Annotated in this window: 17 protein-coding genes; 9 read left to right on the top strand and 8 right to left on the bottom strand. The window is 72.7% G+C overall.

The genetic code is table 11. The features are described from left to right. Positions 1 to 32 precede the first annotated feature (32 nt). Entirely contained in the window at positions 33 to 620 is a 588-nt protein-coding gene (locus OHB09_RS29570; RefSeq protein WP_328922817.1) for a TetR/AcrR family transcriptional regulator, read from the bottom strand. A 223-nt stretch (positions 621 to 843) separates the two neighbouring features. Between OHB09_RS29570 and OHB09_RS29565 the strand changes: the two genes are divergently transcribed. Further along, on the top strand, positions 844 to 1,431 hold the full coding sequence (locus tag OHB09_RS29565) for an NAD(P)H-dependent oxidoreductase (protein WP_328727888.1): 588 nt from the start codon (positions 844 to 846) through the stop codon (positions 1,429 to 1,431). Positions 1,432 to 1,460: 29 nt separating this feature from the next. On the opposite strand, the gene OHB09_RS29560 is transcribed toward OHB09_RS29565, so the two are convergent. Further along, complete coding sequence (locus OHB09_RS29560) at positions 1,461 to 1,871, bottom strand: TetR/AcrR family transcriptional regulator C-terminal domain-containing protein (protein WP_328922816.1); 411 nt, start codon at positions 1,869 to 1,871, stop codon at positions 1,461 to 1,463. A gap of 647 nt (positions 1,872 to 2,518) precedes the next feature. After that, the gene (locus tag OHB09_RS29555) at positions 2,519 to 3,508 is read right to left on the bottom strand and encodes a zinc-dependent alcohol dehydrogenase family protein (RefSeq protein ID WP_093600144.1); all 990 of its coding nucleotides are present in this window, start codon (positions 3,506 to 3,508) and stop codon (positions 2,519 to 2,521) included. A 206-nt stretch (positions 3,509 to 3,714) separates the two neighbouring features. On the opposite strand from OHB09_RS29555, the gene OHB09_RS29550 reads away from it, so the two are divergent. Together OHB09_RS29550 and OHB09_RS29545 are read left to right on the top strand one after the other, a co-directional pair. Beyond that, positions 3,715 to 4,092, top strand: a complete 378-nt coding sequence (locus OHB09_RS29550; RefSeq protein WP_191851615.1) for a winged helix-turn-helix transcriptional regulator — start codon at positions 3,715 to 3,717, stop codon at positions 4,090 to 4,092. 124 nt (positions 4,093 to 4,216) lie between these two features. Then, positions 4,217 to 4,993, top strand: coding sequence for a polysaccharide deacetylase family protein (locus OHB09_RS29545; RefSeq protein WP_319118307.1), 777 nt, complete (start codon positions 4,217 to 4,219; stop codon positions 4,991 to 4,993). A 111-nt stretch (positions 4,994 to 5,104) separates the two neighbouring features. Here the strand turns inward: OHB09_RS29545 and OHB09_RS29540 are convergent, their stop codons facing one another. Further along, the gene (locus OHB09_RS29540; RefSeq protein ID WP_191851616.1) at positions 5,105 to 5,911 is read right to left on the bottom strand and encodes an SDR family NAD(P)-dependent oxidoreductase; all 807 of its coding nucleotides are present in this window, start codon (positions 5,909 to 5,911) and stop codon (positions 5,105 to 5,107) included. A gap of 93 nt (positions 5,912 to 6,004) precedes the next feature. On the opposite strand from OHB09_RS29540, the gene OHB09_RS29535 reads away from it, so the two are divergent. Beyond that, the gene (locus OHB09_RS29535; protein WP_407077354.1) at positions 6,005 to 6,766 is read left to right on the top strand and encodes a TetR/AcrR family transcriptional regulator; all 762 of its coding nucleotides are present in this window, start codon (positions 6,005 to 6,007) and stop codon (positions 6,764 to 6,766) included. A gap of 83 nt (positions 6,767 to 6,849) precedes the next feature. Here the strand turns inward: OHB09_RS29535 and OHB09_RS29530 are convergent, their stop codons facing one another. Beyond that, positions 6,850 to 7,485: a TetR/AcrR family transcriptional regulator gene (locus OHB09_RS29530; RefSeq protein ID WP_328922815.1), complete on the bottom strand. Its 636-nt coding sequence runs from the start codon at positions 7,483 to 7,485 to the stop codon at positions 6,850 to 6,852. Beyond that, positions 7,482 to 7,883, bottom strand: a complete 402-nt coding sequence (locus OHB09_RS29525) for a PaaI family thioesterase (RefSeq protein WP_006137934.1) — start codon at positions 7,881 to 7,883, stop codon at positions 7,482 to 7,484. The genes OHB09_RS29530 and OHB09_RS29525 overlap by 4 nt, the downstream gene beginning before the upstream one ends. An 815-nt stretch (positions 7,884 to 8,698) precedes the next feature. Here OHB09_RS29525 and OHB09_RS29520 point away from each other — a divergent pair. The 5 genes from OHB09_RS29520 (at position 8,699) to OHB09_RS29500 (ending at position 13,229) form a co-directional block, all read left to right on the top strand. Beyond that, positions 8,699 to 10,480, top strand: coding sequence for a sensor histidine kinase (locus OHB09_RS29520; RefSeq protein WP_328922814.1), 1,782 nt, complete (start codon positions 8,699 to 8,701; stop codon positions 10,478 to 10,480). Positions 10,481 to 10,599: 119 nt separating this feature from the next. Continuing rightward, entirely contained in the window at positions 10,600 to 11,019 is a 420-nt protein-coding gene (locus OHB09_RS29515; protein ID WP_176945221.1) for a roadblock/LC7 domain-containing protein, read from the top strand. After that, positions 11,016 to 11,372: a DUF742 domain-containing protein gene (locus OHB09_RS29510; RefSeq protein WP_040893799.1), complete on the top strand. Its 357-nt coding sequence runs from the start codon at positions 11,016 to 11,018 to the stop codon at positions 11,370 to 11,372. The genes OHB09_RS29515 and OHB09_RS29510 overlap by 4 nt, the downstream gene beginning before the upstream one ends. Next, positions 11,353 to 11,967: a GTP-binding protein gene (locus OHB09_RS29505; protein ID WP_006137938.1), complete on the top strand. Its 615-nt coding sequence runs from the start codon at positions 11,353 to 11,355 to the stop codon at positions 11,965 to 11,967. Before OHB09_RS29510 ends, OHB09_RS29505 begins: the two co-directional genes overlap by 20 nt. Beyond that, the gene (locus OHB09_RS29500) at positions 11,964 to 13,229 is read left to right on the top strand and encodes a cytochrome P450 (protein WP_093599751.1); all 1,266 of its coding nucleotides are present in this window, start codon (positions 11,964 to 11,966) and stop codon (positions 13,227 to 13,229) included. The genes OHB09_RS29505 and OHB09_RS29500 overlap by 4 nt, the downstream gene beginning before the upstream one ends. Positions 13,230 to 13,283: 54 nt before the next feature. Here the strand turns inward: OHB09_RS29500 and OHB09_RS29495 are convergent, their stop codons facing one another. Further along, the gene (locus tag OHB09_RS29495; protein WP_093599754.1) at positions 13,284 to 14,510 is read right to left on the bottom strand and encodes a cytochrome P450; all 1,227 of its coding nucleotides are present in this window, start codon (positions 14,508 to 14,510) and stop codon (positions 13,284 to 13,286) included. Beyond that, positions 14,414 to 15,577 carry an alpha/beta fold hydrolase gene (locus tag OHB09_RS29490; RefSeq protein ID WP_328922813.1) on the bottom strand — a complete coding sequence of 388 codons (1,164 nt, stop codon included), beginning with the start codon at positions 15,575 to 15,577 and terminating at the stop codon, positions 14,414 to 14,416. Before OHB09_RS29490 ends, OHB09_RS29495 begins: the two co-directional genes overlap by 97 nt. Between the last annotated feature and the right edge of the window lie 133 nt (positions 15,578 to 15,710).

Raw genomic sequence — 15,710 nt, 5'->3', positions numbered from 1 at the left:
CCCCGCCCCACTGACAATCCGGGCCGGCGCCTTCAGGGGCGGCCGGACTCCTCGCACGCCGCCCGAACGAGCCGGCGGGCGAGCTCACCGGCGCGCTGGGCGGGGCCCTGGGGCCCGAGGACGGTGGCGGTGACGTAGATCCCGTTGAGGACGAGGATCAGTTCGTCGGCGAGCTGCTCGGGGTCGGGGGCGCCGGCGTCGGCCGCGAGGTCACGCATCCATTCACGGACCCTCTGTTCATGGGTGACCGCCACACGGTTCGCGGAGTGCTCCGGGTCGGGGAACTCGGTGTGCGTGTTGAGCATGGGGCAGCCGCGGAAGGTGGGCGCCTCGGTCTCCTCGATGACGGTCGTGAAGATCGTGAGCAGCTTCTCGCGCGGGTCGTCGACCCGGTCGCAGGCCTGCCGCATCCGCGCGAACCAGGCGTCGGCGCGCTCCTGCGTATAAGCGGTGGCGAGGGCCTCCTTGTTGGGGAACTGCCGGTAGACGGTGGCGTTGCCGACCCCGCTCTCCTTGACCACCAGGTCCATCCCCACGGCACGGACGCCGCGCTGGTAGTACAGACGGCTCGCCACGGCCAGGACGTGGCGCCGGTTCTCCTCCGCTGTCCTGCGTGCCATGACGCGCTCCTTTCCCCTCGCTCCGCGATGCGGTGACGGTAGCAGCTTGACAGACGGATCGTTCCGTCACAAACTCTCGGGCGACGACGGAACGGAACGATCCGTCACAACGATTCGACGCGCGGACACGCGCCCTGCCGGTCCAAGCGCGTCACACCCACGCACCCACGCACCCACGCACCCACGCACCCACGCACCCACGCACCCGAACGAGGATCCCCCGATGTCCCCTCCCGACGTCCTCCCCGCGACCTCGACCGACCCCTCCCCCCGCACCCTGGTCGTGGTCGCCCACCCGGATCTGGCCTCCTCCCGCGTCACCGCACGTCTGGCCGAAGCGGTGCGGGACCTGGCGCACGTCACCGTCCACGAACTCCACCCGGCCCACCGCGACGGCCGCTTCGACGTCGCCCACGAGCAGCGGCTCCTGCGCGAGCACGACCGGATCGTGCTGCAGTTCCCCTGGTACTGGTACTCCGTCCCCGCCGTGCTCAAGGCCTGGATCGACCAGGTCCTCACCCACGGGTTCGCCTACGGCGGCACCGGCACCGCCCTGCGCGGCAAAACGCTCCAGCTGGTCACCTCCACGGGCGGCCCGAAGGAGTCGTACGCCGACCCCGCGCCCACCTCCCGCTACACGATGGCCCAGTTCCTCGCCCCTCTCGACGCCACCGCCCGTCTGCTCGGCATGCGCCTCGCCGAACCACTGGTCCTGCACGGCACCCGCACCGTCTCGGAGGAGGCCCTCACCGCCCACGCCGAGCGTTACCGCGCACTGCTGGACTCGCACGCGTCCAGGGCAAGGCAGTGAGCGAGGCGCCGGCGGTGGCGGCGGCGCGCTCAGCGGTCGTCCGCGCGGCGGGCGACCAGGACCTCGATGCCGTCAAGGATCCGCTTGAGGCCGAAGTCCACGTCGTCCTCGCCGACTTCGTCGTCGTAGGCGTCCCGCGACATCATCGACGCCAGGATGGGACAGCCGTGCTCGTGCAGGAGCGGCTGGAGGAACCGCGTCACCGTGGCCGACCGGGTGGGCGCCGCGCTGCTCTCCCGCACGTCGCCGCGGGCACTGGCGGTGCGTCGAGCGTAACCGTCGAGGAGCAGCGCGCACCCCAGTGATTCGGCGGTGCTCAGCCCGGCGCCGGTGAGTGCCCCCAGCAGGACTTCCGTCCAGCGCAGCAGGTTCGGGGTCGCGGGTGCCCCGCGGAGGGGCAGGTCGGGGAGCCACGGGTGCGCCTCGCATCGTCCGATCATCGCCCTGGTCCATGCGGCGCGCGGCCCGCCATCGACCCGTGCCGGTGTCCAGGGCCGGCGCCGGTCCCCACGCCGTGTCGGCGAGGAGGACGAGCAGCTCCTCGCGCGAACTGACGTACCGGTAGACCGCGTTGGCGGTCAGCCCGAGCCGTTTGGCGATGTTCGGCATGGAGAGAGCCTCGAAGCCCTTCTCGTCGGCCGGCGCGACAGCCTCCGCGACAATGGCCTCTGCCGGGGCCGTTCGGGTCGCCCGTGCGGGCGAAACGGGCCCGGTACCGCACCATCGTGTCCGCGAGGCGGTGCTGGGCGGGGTGGCGGGGCCGGGAAGCTGCTCGTCGGCGAAGAGGTACCGCAACTCGGCGCCGTGCCGGCGGCCCGGCCCCGCTTCGGACCCGGTCTGCGCGCCCAGTCACTGCGGCCGGGGAGGCCGGCGCCGGCCGATCTCGCCGAGGAACACCGGTGCGGCTTCTGGGAGACGGTCGGCACGTGACGGCCGCCGGGCCCGCGGGTTCCCGGCGACGACCGCGTCGACCTGCTCCCCACGCCGCCTCCCGGAGGACGCGGCGCCGGCCGGCGCCTTCGGGCGGCCCGGCCCGCGACCCCGGCGTGCGCGGGCCTCACTCCTCGGTACGGCCGAGCCGTGTCCCTCAGCGCGCGTGCGCCGTGACGACGACCTTCCCGGCGTGGAGTCCCTTCTCGACGTGACGGTGCGCCTCGGCGACGTCGTCCAGGGCGAACACCCTGTCCACGGCGGGCCGCAGCGCGCCGTGGCGCACACCGGCGTTCAGGAAGGCCGCCATGCGTGCCACCACGGTGGCGTCGAGGATGTGGTCGAAGCCGCGGTAGCCGATGGTCGTGAGTGCCCCGCTCCCCGGGGAGGGGGCGGGCCGGGGGTCCAGGAAGCCCGCGGCGACCAGGGTCCCGTCGGGGCGGGCCGCCTTCCGCAGTTCCTGCTGCCCGGGGCCCCCGACCAGGTCGAGGACGAGGTCGGCGCCGGTCCCGCCCGTCAGTTCGCGCACGGCTCCGAGGAGATCCTCGTGGTCGGTGGCGACGACCCCGGCGGCACCGGCGGCGAGCAGCTCGTCCTTCTTCGCGGTGTGCCGGGTGACGGCGAGGGGGACGGCGCCGAGGTACCGGGCGAGCTGCATCGCCGCCCGGCCGACGGCGCCGGACGCGGCGGTGACGAGCACGTGGTCGCCGGGCCGCATGCCCGCCGTCTCGACGAGCGCGCCGTAGGCGGTGGAGTACCCGACCCAGATCGCCGCCGCCTCCGTGACCCCGAGCCCGGCCGGCCGGGCGACGACCTGGCTCGCGGGGAGCGTGGTGTGCTCGGCGTAGCTGCCCCTGAGGTGGGCGTCGGGGATCGCCGCGAGGAGGACCGGCTCACCGATCCGCAGCCCGGTGGTCCCGGGTCCCAGCGCGTCGACGACGCCGGTTCCCTCGATGCCGAGGCGGGCGTGCGGCAGCGGAACCGGTGCGAACGAGACACCGGACCGCACCATCAGGTCGAGCGGGTTGACGGCGAACGCCTCGATCCTGACCCGCACCTCGCCGGGTGCCGGCTCGGCCACCGGCTCCTCGACGACGTGCAGGACATCCGGCTCGCCGAACTCGTCGAACACGACGACTCGTGACATGGCTACTCCTCCGCATACGGTGCCGCGCCGCTGTTCTCACGGCTCGCCCACGACGCTACGGAGCCCCGCGTTACCTCCAGGTTCCTTCGACCGCGCCCCGTCGGCGCCCGATGCCGACGGCACAACCTCCGACCGCGCGCGTGCGACCGCGTGCTGTCGACCGCCCGTTCTCGCCCCCGCGCCGTCGATCACGTACCGTCGACCGCATGCGGAACGCGGCCGGATCAGTCTTCCTCGCCGACTGCCCCACGCGCCTGGCGGTCGAGATCATCTCCGACAAGTGGGCCGTGCTCGTGCTCTTCGGGCTCAGCCGGAAGCCGCTCAGGCACGGCGAACTGGTCGACCTGATCGGCGGCGTCTCGCGGAAGGTGCTCACCCAGACCCTGCGCCGGCTCCAGGAGTACGGTCTGGTCGAGCGCCGTACCGCGGAGCCACGACGGATCGAGTACGCCCTCACCGACCTCGGCCGGACCCTCGTCGAGCCCATCGAGGGCCTGACGAACTGGGCGAGGGACCACGGCGAGGCCGTCGTCGACTTCCAGGAGGCGCAGGCGGCGGCGAAGTCGTCCGCTTCCCGCAACTGAGGGGCGGCCGCGGCGACACGTCGGTGACACCGCGCCCCGCGCACAACGTGACATGCACACGTGATACGTGTCACTCACGGGGGCCGCCGGGCAACCCGTCCCGCGTCGGCCGCTTCTTCCCAGGGTGACATTCCTGAAAAGACGGCCCCGCCTGCTCATACTCCTGACCCTGGCCGTGGCGGTGGTCGTGACAGCGACCGTCGTCCTCGTCATCCGGGCCAACAGGATGGAGACCGTCTCCCCCCGGGAACAGCGCGACCGGGCGGCGCCGGCGGCACGCACACCCCAGGGACAGGTGGACTGCCGGAGGGCCAAGTGCATCGCGCTCACCTTCGACGGCAACCCGGGCGAACCCACCGACCGCCTGATGGACCTCCTGAAGAAGTACAAGGCACCCTCGACGTTCTTCCTCGAGGGCCGGCGCATCCACCAGTTCCCCGACGTCGTACGGCGCATCGCCGAGGACGGCCACGAGATAGGCGACCACACCTGGACGCACCCGGTGCTGACCGACGCCTCCGACGCCCGGGTCCGCGAGGAACTGCGCCGCACGGCACGCGCCATCTCCCGCCTCACCGGCCGCACGCCCACCCTGATGCGCCCGCCCCAGGGCCGCACCGACGACCGCGTCTCCAGGCTCTGCGAGGAGCTGGGGATGGCGCAGGTGCTGTGGACGGTGACCGCGAAGGACTACGCGACGGACGACACCGCGCTGATCACCGATCGCGTGCTGAAGGGCGCCGACCGCGACGGCATCATCCTGCTCCACCCGCTCCACAAGGGCACCCTCCCCGCCATGCCGTCCATCCTGAAGGCGCTCGACGAACAGGGCTACACCTTCGTGACCGTCTCCCAGCTCCTCGCTCCGTCCAGGGCCGAACCCGGCAAGATCTACAAGTGACCGGCCGACGGGGGCGCGCCGACGGTGTCCCCGGTCAGGCCGCCATCGGCGGCCTGTTCGCTCACGCGGCCCGATCACCGGTCCACCGCGAGCGGCCCCCGCGGGGTGTGCTCACAGGCCGGAGAGGACCTTCTGCGTCATCTTCCGCGCCAGCGCGACGGCCGCGCGGTTCGGCAGGCGCTGGGTGAGCGTGGTGAACGCCGCGTAGCGGCGCCCGTCGACCACCGAGGTCCGTCCGGAGCCCAGGGCGCGGAAGGCGGTGGCGACGACCTGCTCCGGCCGGCGCTCCCCGCCCATCCGCGCCATCGCCGGCAGGACCTCCTCGGACCGCTGGCCCGAGAGGGTGACCCCGGGGTGCACCGCCAGCACCCGGACCCCCGAGCCGGCCAGCTCTCCGCTCACCGCCTGGGTGAAGGACTGCACCATCGCCTTGCTCCCCCCGTACGCGGCCAGGTACGGCGTGGGCTGGAACGCGGAGGCACTCCCGACGTTCACGATCGCTCCCCTGCCCCGGGACACCATGCCCGGAAGGAAGCGGAGCGTGCTGTCCACGACGGTGTTCCCGTTCAGCCGCACCATCGCGGCCACGGCCTCGGGGTCGGCCCGCACCGCGGCGCCGCCGACCCCGCCGCCGGCGTTGTTCACGAGGAAGCCGACCTCCAGCCCCTCCTCCACGGTCCACTCGTGCATCGCCCGTGCCGCTCCCGCCTCCGACAGGTCGAGTTTCTGCGTCAGCGCCCGCACTCCGTGCGCGGAGCGCAGGGAGGAGGCGAGTTCCTCCAGTCTGTCGCCGGACCGTGCGACGAGCACGAGGTCCGCGCCCCGCCGGGCGAGTTCGCGGGCGAATGCCTCGCCGATGCCGCCGGACGCTCCCGTGATCAGCGCCGTGGTGCCGGACAACCGGGACAGGTCGTGCATGATTCTCCTAGGGCCATTGCGTACGAAGCCGGTTCGTTCACGCTAGGTCCGGGACCGATGGCCACCGCCCCTCGTGGCCGGAAGTGAGACACGATGCCCGCTCACCCCTCTCACAAGACCGCAGGCCGGAACGGAGAGCAAGCGCACGGGGCAGCCACCGGGGCGTCGGCCGGGGGTCCACGCACGGACGCCCACCACGAGCTGCGCACGGACGCGCTCCGTAATCGCGAACGCCTTGTGGAGGCCGCCCGCGAGGTGTTCGCGGCGCAGGGCGTCGACGCGCCCCTCGGTGCGGTCGCCCGCCGGGCGGGCGTCGGCATGGCCACCCTGTACCGCCGCTTCCCGACCCGCTCCGCGCTGGTGACCGCCGCCTACGACGGCCAACTCTCCGCCTGCGCCACGGCACTCGACGAGGCCCTGGCCGATCCCGACGCCGGGCACGGCCTCTACCACCTGCTGGAGACGGCGTGCGTCACGCTGGTCACCGACCGCGGATTCGACACGGTGTTCATGACCGGCTTCCCCGAGGCACTGGACCGCCGCCGGGAACGGACCCGGGCGCAGGAGGCCCTGTCCGTCCTGGTCCGCCGCGCCCGCGAGACCGGCCGGCTCCGCGAGGACTTCGAGCCCTCCGACATCACGCTCCTCCTGGTCGCCGTCAGCGGGCTGGCCGGGCGTCCCCGCGAGGTGGCCGTGCCCGCCGCGCGCCGTCTGCTCACCTATCTCTTCCAGTCCTTCCAGGCCCGCCCTCCGGCCCGGCCCGGCCCCCTCCCGCCGGCGCCGCCGGTGGACCCGGCGGGGTTCGGGGCCCTCGACCCGATGGACGAGGGGCCCTCCTCCGGGCTCGGGGGGTGAGGCGGGAGCACCCGGCGGGGAGGCTCCCGGCCGGGTCACGGCGGGGCGTGGGAGCGCAGGGCTTGGAGGACGGCGGGGGCGGTTCAGTGAAGGTCGGCGTGGTGCCGGACCCCCGCGCACGCGACGGCTGCCACGTCCTCCGCGTAGCGTTCGAGGTCGCGGGGCCAGACGGCGGGTGACTGCAGGAGCAGCAGTGACACCGCTCCGTGCAGGCAGGCGCAGACGGCGCGGGTCAGGGCGATGCCGTCCCCCTCGAGCAGTGAGGCGTCGAGGCAGCGCCGGACGGCGCCGTGGAGCTCGCGGAAGCAGGCGTCGGCGACCTGGGCGGTGGCCTCCGTCGCGGGGCCCGCGGCGACCAGGCCGTAGTGCAGCGGGTGGTCGAGGCCGAAGCGGATGTACGCGGCGCACCGGCGCCGCAGTTCCTCGAAGGGGTCCTCCGCCGCGGCGGCCGCCTCGGCCATGTACGCGTCCAGCCGGTCCCACACCCCCCGGCACACGCCGTGCAGGAGTTCCGTGCGGCTCGCGAAGTGCAGGTAGACGGCGGGAGTGCTGACGCCCACGCGCTGGGACACCGCGCGGACGGTCACCGCCGACTCGCCCCGTTCGTCGAGGAGTTGCCGGGCGGCGGCGAGCAGTTCCTCCCGCAGGCGCGCGCCCTCGCCCCGTTTCGCGCGGCGGCGGCGCACACCGGTGGCGGAGGGGGCGTCCGGTTCCGTCACGCCGCGCTCCTCAGCGCGACGAGCTGGACCACGCGGACGCACAGCCGGCCCGTCTCGTCGCGTATGTCGATCTCCACGTTGACGTTCGACTTCCCCGCCCGCAGGGGCCGGCAGGTCGCGAAGGCGCCCTTGCCGGCCACGGGGCGGAGGAAGTGGGTGCTGGACTGCATGGTCGCGGGCAGCGCGCCCGCGGGGCCGTTGAGGCCGGCGCAGACCGCGCCCGCGACATCGGCGAGGCCCATGAGTGCCCCGCCGTGCAAGGACCCGCCCACGGTGGAGAGTTCCTCGCTCCATTCGAGGCGCATGGCGACCTCGGCGGGGTCCATCCCGTCGATGCGGACACCGAGCGTGCGGGCGTACGGCGCCATGCGGTAGACGTCCTCCGCGGTGAAGGCCACGGGTGTCTCCTGTCTCTGAGGCTCTGAGGTCTCGAAAGCCATGAAGTCTCCAGGGCCGTGAGGTCTCCAGGGCTCTGACTTGTCAGCGTCAAGTTAACGCAGTCAAGTCATGCCGTCCACGGGTCCGCGCCGCCCGCCCCCGCGAACCAACCCGAAGGAGTGTGCAGACAGGCGTCTTCCGTCACTCGTCGGGGTGGCCCTGCGGGTTTCCGATGGTGTGGAGTGCGTGAAACCCTCGCAGGCGCGGTGTCGAACTTCCTTCACACGGGTCTCACGAACGGTTGCGCGCCGGCCGTGGAACGACGGAGGGGGGCCCGGGATCGCGAGGCCCTCGGGGGGCGCGGACGCCCGGAGGAGGTGCGACACACACCTGCAACTGCGGTCAATTGGGGGCACATGAACCGGTCGGCCGACGGCAAGGGGCCGCGAGCGAGCCGGTCGACGCCACGCAGTTGGCCGAAATCAGGTCACCCATGCGTGATCTTGACCCCGAGGAAGAACGGCAAGTCGTGGACAGGTGAGCGAAATACCCGCCCAGTGGTACCCGAACACCCCTGGGAGCGGGCCCACTTCGGTGTCACGCCTATACCACCGCTGTCACTTGTGACGACTACTTCACGACGATGTCGCCTCCGTGGCGGACAGTGCCACCGGTCCGATCACGGCGACCGGCACGATGACTAGCATGGGCGCGTACCGGGTCCGGAAGCACCGCGTCCCCCTTCTGGTGTTGCGTGTTGCCGCCGTTGACCTGCGACCCGTCCGTATGTCGGTCGATCCGTATCTTCTGCTCTCAACCACCGAGGGACCGCGGAATGTCAGTGCCTGCACCGCCCAGTCAACACCGGCCGGCGAAGCCCTCGAAGGCGTCGTCGGCCGTACCTCTGGCCGTGCTGGTGGTGAGTGCCGCCCTCGCGGGCGGCGTGGCGGCGGCCGCGCCCGCCGGCGCCCGCTCCTGGACGCTCGGCGCGGTCGCCGGCGGCTGGGTCTGCCTGGCCCTCGCCGTCCTCACCGGCACTCTGCTGGTCCGCCGCGCGCACCGCTCGGCCGCCCAGCACCTCGCCGAGTCCGGCACGCACCAGGCCCGGTCGGCGCAGGTCTCGGCGGAGACCGCGCACCTGGTGAACATCACCCTGCCCGGGCTCACCAAGCGGCTGCGTGACGGCGCGAGCGCGGCTGACGCGCTGACGACCGTGCAGCCCCCGTCGGACCCTCAATTGCGCCAGGTCATGCACACCTTCGCCGCTTCCCTGGAGGAGGGGGTACGGCAGGCGGCCACCGCCGAGGCCGAACGCCTCCGCTACAGGGAGGAGGTCGACCGTGCCACCGCCGAGGCCGAGCGGCTGACCTCCGAGACCCTGCCCGCCGCGGTCGGCCGGCTCCGGGACGGGCAGTCCGCCGACACCGTCCTCGCCTCGCTGGAATGGCCGCGCACCCCGCTGCTGCACCGGACCGCCGAATCGTTCGTCCGCGAACTCGCCCTCAGCGAGCGGCGCGCGGCCGCCGCGCAGGCCGCCTCCGCGAAGGCGCTGAGCCGCGTGCAGGCCAAGGCCGTGAGCATGCTCGCCGACCTGCGCGAGATGCAGGAACGACACGGCGAGGAGGTCTTCGGCGACCTGCTCAAACTCGACCACGCCACCTCGCAGCTCGGCCTCATGACCGACCGGCTCGCCCTGCTGATGGGCGGCCGCTCCAGCCGCGCCTGGAACAAACCGATCGTGATGGAGAGCATCCTGCGCGGCGCGGTGGGCCGGATCGCCGCCTACCAGCGGGTGCGGCTGCACTGCTCCACGACCGCCGCGATCTCCGGTTTCGCCGCGGAGGGTGTCATGCACCTGCTTGCGGAACTGATGGACAACGCCGCGAACTTCTCCCCTCCCATCGACGAGGTGCACGTCTACGTCGAGGAGCGCAGTGCCGGGCTCGTCGTCACCATCGAGGACAGCGGCCTGAAGATGGCGCCCGCCGCCATGCGGCGCGCCGAGCAGGCGGTGGCCGGGCGCATGACCGACCTCGCCTCGCTCCAGGGCACCCGGCTCGGCGTCGCGGTCGTCGGACGCCTCGCGGTCAAGTACGGCATCAGCGTCAACTACCGCCCCTCATCCCGCGGCGGCACCGGCGTGGTCGTCCTCGTCCCGCCGCAACTCCTCGCGCAGCAGCGCGACCCCGCGCCCGCGCAGGCGCCGCGCCGCCCGGCCGCCGCGGTTCCGACCCCCGGGCCGGCCCCGGCCGAACCCGCACCCGCACCCGCACCGGCCGCGCCCGCGGCGACCGTGAGGGTCCCGGAGCCCTCCCCCGCAGACGGACCCGCCACCGGGGCGGAGATGCCGGAGCGGCTTCCCGAGCGCCGGCGCCCGCGCGACGCGACCCCGAACGGGCTTCCCGTGCGCACCCCCGGCCACACCATGGCCGAGGCCGACCGTGAGCGAGGGCAGCGCAAGGACACCACCGCACCGGCGACACGGGCACCGGAGCGCACCGCGCGCGACGCGGGCTCCAGTTTCGGCGCCTTCCACCGCGGGCGCCGCTCCGGCGGCCCCTCCCCCGAGGACACGGGCCGCTCCGGGACGGAGCCGGAGCCGCCCGCCGTCCCGTAAAGACCGTTCCCCCCGTACGGCGCCCGGGGTTCCGGCGCCCACTTCCCCGCTTGAGCTCGTCAGATTGGAGGAACGGGCCGGTGACCGGCCAGCCGGGCACCACCGTCCCATCACTCACCATGCAGACCACCGACAACAGCCTCACCTGGCTTCTCCAGAACCTGCTGGAGCGCACCCCGGGCACCCGGCACGCGCTCGTCCTGTCCCGGGACGGCCTGAAGCTCTGCTGGACCGAACACCTCACACAGGACCAGGCCGATCAGCTGGCCGCGATCTGCTCGGGCATCCAGGCCCTTGCGCAGGGTGCCTCCGTCGAGTTCGGCGACGGCACCGGGGGCGTCCGGCACTCCATGACGGAGTTCCACGGCGGCCTGCTCTTCATCGTCGAGGCGGGTGAGGGCGCGCACCTCGCGGTCATCGCCGAGGAGAACGCCGATCCCGGTGTGGTGGGCCACCAGATGACCGAGCTGGTGGAGCAGATCGGCGACCACCTCAGGGCGGAGCCCCGCCAGCCGGTGCACGGGAGTGCCGGCTCGTGACGCGTCGGCCCGTGGACACCGGTGACCCGGACCGGCTCTACATGGTCACGGGGGGACGCAGCCGCGCCGACGACGCGTTCGACCTGGTCACCCTCGTCGTCAGCGAGTGCGAGCCGACCGCCGGGATGCAGTCGGAGCACGTCCGGATCCTCGAGATGTGCCGTCACCCCACGGCCGTCGTCGAGATCTCGGCGGAACTGAAGCTGCCGATCACGGTGGTGCGGATCCTGCTCGGCGATCTGCTCGCCATGGGCCGCATCACCGCCCGACACCCCCGCGCGGCCCAGTCCGTCGCCTCCCTCCCCGATTCCGCCCTTCTCAAGGAGGTGCTCCATGGGCTCCGCAACCTCTGAGCTGCCCTCCCAGCGCACACCCCTGGCCGATGCCGCAGAGACCGGCCTGAAGATCGTCATAGTGGGCGGTTTCGGGGTCGGGAAGACCACGCTGGTCCGCTCGGTCAGCGAGATCAGGCCGCTCAACACCGAGGAGGTGATGACGCAGGCCGGGGTGGGCGTCGACGACACCTCGGAGGTCGCGGGGAAGACGACCACCACGGTGGCCTTCGACTTCGGGCGGATCAGCCTCAACGAGCGCATGGTGCTCTACCTGTTCGGCGCGCCCGGCCAGGAGCGCTTCTGGTTCCTGTGGGACCGGCTGTTCTCCGGCACGCTGGGCGCGGTCGTCCTCGTCGACACGCGGCGCATGGACGAGTCCTGGTACGCGATCGACCGGCTGGAACACCACAAGCTGCCCTTCGTGGTGGCGGTCAACCGGTTCGACGACGAAACCACCCGGTACTCCCTGGACGAGATACGGCAGTCCCTGGCGCTGCCGGAGCACGTGCCGCTCATCGACTGCGACGCGCGGGTGCGGCAGTCCGGCAAGGACGTCCTGATCACCCTCGTGGACCACCTCTACGCTCTGGCCACGGCCCAGGAGACGACATGACCGACACCGGGAACCCCGCCGCCCACGTCCCTCCCCCGGGCTGCCCCGCGCACGCCGAGGGTGCGGTGCCGCTCGGCGGTCTCGCCTACCAGCAGACCCCCTCGCAGCTGTACCGGTCGCTGCGCCGGGAGCACGGCCCGGTCGCCCCCGTGCTGCTGGACGGCGGCATCCCGGCCTGGCTGGTGCTCGGCTACTCCGAGGTCGGCTACGTCACCGCGCACGACGAGCTGTTCGCGCGGGACTCCCGGCGCTGGAACCAGTGGCCGAACATCCCGGAGGACTGGCCGCTGCTGCCCTTCGTCGGCTACCAGCCCTCCGTGCTGTTCACCGAGGGCGAGGAGCACCAGCGGCGCGCCGGGGTGATCAGCGAGGCGCTGGAGGGCGTCGACCAGTTCGAGCTGGCCCGTGACTGCCAGGTCATCGCGGACGAGCTCATCGCGGCCTTCTCGGGCAGTGGCCGGACCGAGCTGATGGCGGCCTACGTGCACACCCTGCCGGCGCGTGCGGTGGTGCAGATCTGCGGCATGCCGCTGGGCGGCGCGGACACCCAGCAGCTCGTGGACGACCTGCGGATCTCCCTTGACGCGGCGGAGGGCGACGACCCGGTCGCCGCGTACGGCAGGGTGGGCGCGCGGCTGGCGCAGCTGGTGAAGGAGAAGCGGGAGCGGCCGGGTGCCGACGTCACCTCGCGGATGATCCAGCATCCGGCGGGGCTGACGGACGAGGAGATCGTCCAGGACCTGATCTCGGTGATCGCGGCGGCCCAGCAGCCGACGGCGAACTGGATCTGCAACACGCTGCGTCTGCTGCTGACCGACGAGCGGTTCGCGATCAACGTGTCGGGCGGGCGGCTCAGCGTGGGGGAGGCGCTCAACGAGGTGCTGTGGCTGGACACGCCGACGCAGAACTTCATCGGCCGCTGGGCGGTGCGGGACACCCAGCTCGGCGGGCGGCAGATCCGGGCCGGCGACTGCCTGGTCCTGGGGCTCGCGGCGGCCAACACCGACCCGCAGATCTGGCCCGATGCGCACGTCGGTGCCGAGAACGCCGCGCACCTGTCGTTCAGCAACGGCGAGCACCGCTGCCCGTACCCGGCGCCCCTGCTGGCGGACGTCATGGCCCGCACGGCCGTCGAGACGCTGCTGGAGCGGCTGCCGGACCTGGTGCTGGCGGTGGACCCGGGGGAGCTGGAGTGGCGTCCGTCCGTCTGGATGCGCGGTCTGACGGCGCTGCCCGTGGAGTTCACTCCGGTCGTGCAGTGACGCCGGGCACGGACGGGCCCCGCACGCGGGTCCCGAGTCCGTGGTCGGCGCGCCTCAGCCGGCGACAGGGGTGAAGCGGACCGGCAGGGTCTGCGGGCCCCGGGTGAAGACCCCCTGCTCCACCGGGTCGAAGCCCTCGGCGAGCCGGACGTCGGGCATCGCGTCGAGGAGCTGGTTCATGCCGGTCTCGACCTCCGCCTTGGCGAGCAGGGCGCCCACGCAGAAGTGCCGGCCGAGGGCGAAGGCCAGGTGGTCGGCGGCGGCCGAGAAGGCGGTGGTGGTGGTGAGGTCCTCCCGGAAGAGGTCGAACCGGTCCGGGTCGGCGTACCTCTCGCCGTCCCGGTTGGCCGCGCCGATCAGGCAGGTGACGGTGACGCCGGCGGGTATGGTGCCGCCGGACAGCTCCACCTCCGTCGCCGACTGGCGCATGATCATGTGGACCGGCGGGGTGTAGCGCAGCGTCTCGGCGAAGGCCCGGGGTATCAGCGACCGGTCCTCGCGGACGGCGGCGAGCTGGTCGGGGTGCATCAGCAGGTTCGCGAAGATGCTGGCGATGGCCTTGTCGGTGGTCTCGCCGCCCGCGGCGAGCAGCAGGCTGCAGAAGGCCTTGATGTCCTCGTCGCTCATCCTGACGCCGTCGACCTCGGCGGCGCACAGCGTGGACAGCAGGTCCTCGCCGAGTTCGTTCCGGCGCCGGCGGATGATCGGCAGCATGTACTCGGCGAACTCGTGCCGGGTGCGCTCCCCGTCGGCGGCCACCTGGGGGTCTCCCGAGAGGTTGCCGAGGAAGGCGATGACGGAGGTGTACCACTGGTGGAAGCGAGGGTGGTCGGCCTTGTCGAGGCCGAGCATGTCCGCGATCACGTTGACGGGGAAGCGGGTCGCGTAGTCGGTGACCAGGTCGGCGGAGCCGGTGTGCCGGAAGGTGTCGATGAGTTCGCGGGAGTTGCGCTCGATGACGGGCAGGAACTTCTCCTGGAGGTCGCTGCCGCGGAAGGCGGGGGCGACGAGCGCCCGCCGCACGGCGTGCTCGCGGCCGCTGAGCTGGAGGATCGTCTTGCCGTGCACCGGCTCGATCTGCCAGTCGTAGTTGTCGGTGGTGAACTGTCCCGCCTTGTCCTTGAACACCCGCTCGACGTCCTCGTAGCGCGAGACGATGTAGCTCCGGGTCGCCTCGTGCCAGATCAGGGGGGCGCTCTCCCGCATGACGCGGTAGGCCGGGTAGGGGTTCGCGGCGAACTCGGACGAGAGGATGTCGGGGACCTGCTGCGCGGTGGACATGGGACTCCCAGGAATCGACAACGGGTGTACCGCACAAGGTTATTGACCAACTGTCGCACAAGACAGGGGGTACCCTCCGTCGGTCGGCCGGTGGACCGCCCTTGGCCGAAAAGGAGTTCTTGCACGTCATGGGTCCGCCGTGGCCGGTGACGGCCGGACACGCGGCGGTCCCCCCGCGCGGGGCGGAGGGCCCGTGCGGAGGGACGGCCGTCGGAGGCGTGATGCGAGGGGTGCGGGGGTCGGAGCGTGGCCGACGGGGCTTGTAAAGGCCTTTCAGCGCCCTTTCCGGCCCTCGTGGCGCCGGCCGTCGCCGTCAGGAGGCGGGTGAGGCGAAGGGGTTGGCCTCGGCGTGGTGGTGGCCCCACACGTCCGAGACGCCGAAGTCGTGCGGCACCCAGTCCTCGCCGACCTCGATGCCCCCGCAGCCGATCTCCAGGTGGAACCCGCTGGGGTTGCGCACGTAGAAGGAGAGCGCCTTGTCGTTCATGTGCCGGCCCAGACTGATCGAGATCGGCGCGCCGTTGGCCTTGGCCCGGTCGTCGGCGGGGCGCGAGTTCGTCGAGGAGGTCGCGGTGCGGGGTCTCGTCCGCCACCAGGCGGGCCAGCGTCGCACGCATCGACTCCGCCGTGGGCTCCTCGTAGAAGGGGACCCGGGCGGGCGGTGGGCCGGTGCCCGCGCCGCCCATCAGGACCGCCCGGTCGACCCGCTCCGGGGCCTCGGCCATCAGTGCCAGCGCGGCGGCCCCGCCGGCGGCCGAGTTGCCGAGCAGGTGGACCCGCCGCAGGCCCTGGCGGTCGAGCAGCGACAGGATCTGCCGTGCCCGGGCCCGCGCCCAGGCCCGCGGGCCGAGCGGGGTGCCCCCGTCCGCCTCGCCGGTGGTGACCTGCGTGCCGAATCCGAGCAGGTCGGGGGCGAGGCAGCGGAACGAGGCCGAGAGCGCGGGGCGGACCGTGGCCCAGTTGCCGAGGGCGTCGACCCCCGGTCCGCCGCCGTGCAGCAGGACGAGTACGGGGGCCTGCTCGTCGGCCCGGCCGGGCGGGGGGCCGTTCGTCTTCGTGGCCGTCACGCGACCTCCTCCAGAGGTGCTTCGACGTGTGTGTGCGGATGTCCGGTGACCGCGGGAGCCGTCGGCGTGAGCCGTGGGTCGGTGCGTGCCTCCGCCACCGAGCAACTCTGTATGTAACGCTCACTCTACAGGG

This window comes from Streptomyces griseoaurantiacus, assembly GCF_036189845.1.
Taxonomy (GTDB): Bacteria; Actinomycetota; Actinomycetes; order Streptomycetales; family Streptomycetaceae; genus Streptomyces; species Streptomyces griseoaurantiacus.
This window is presented reverse-complemented; position numbering and strand designations above follow the sequence as displayed.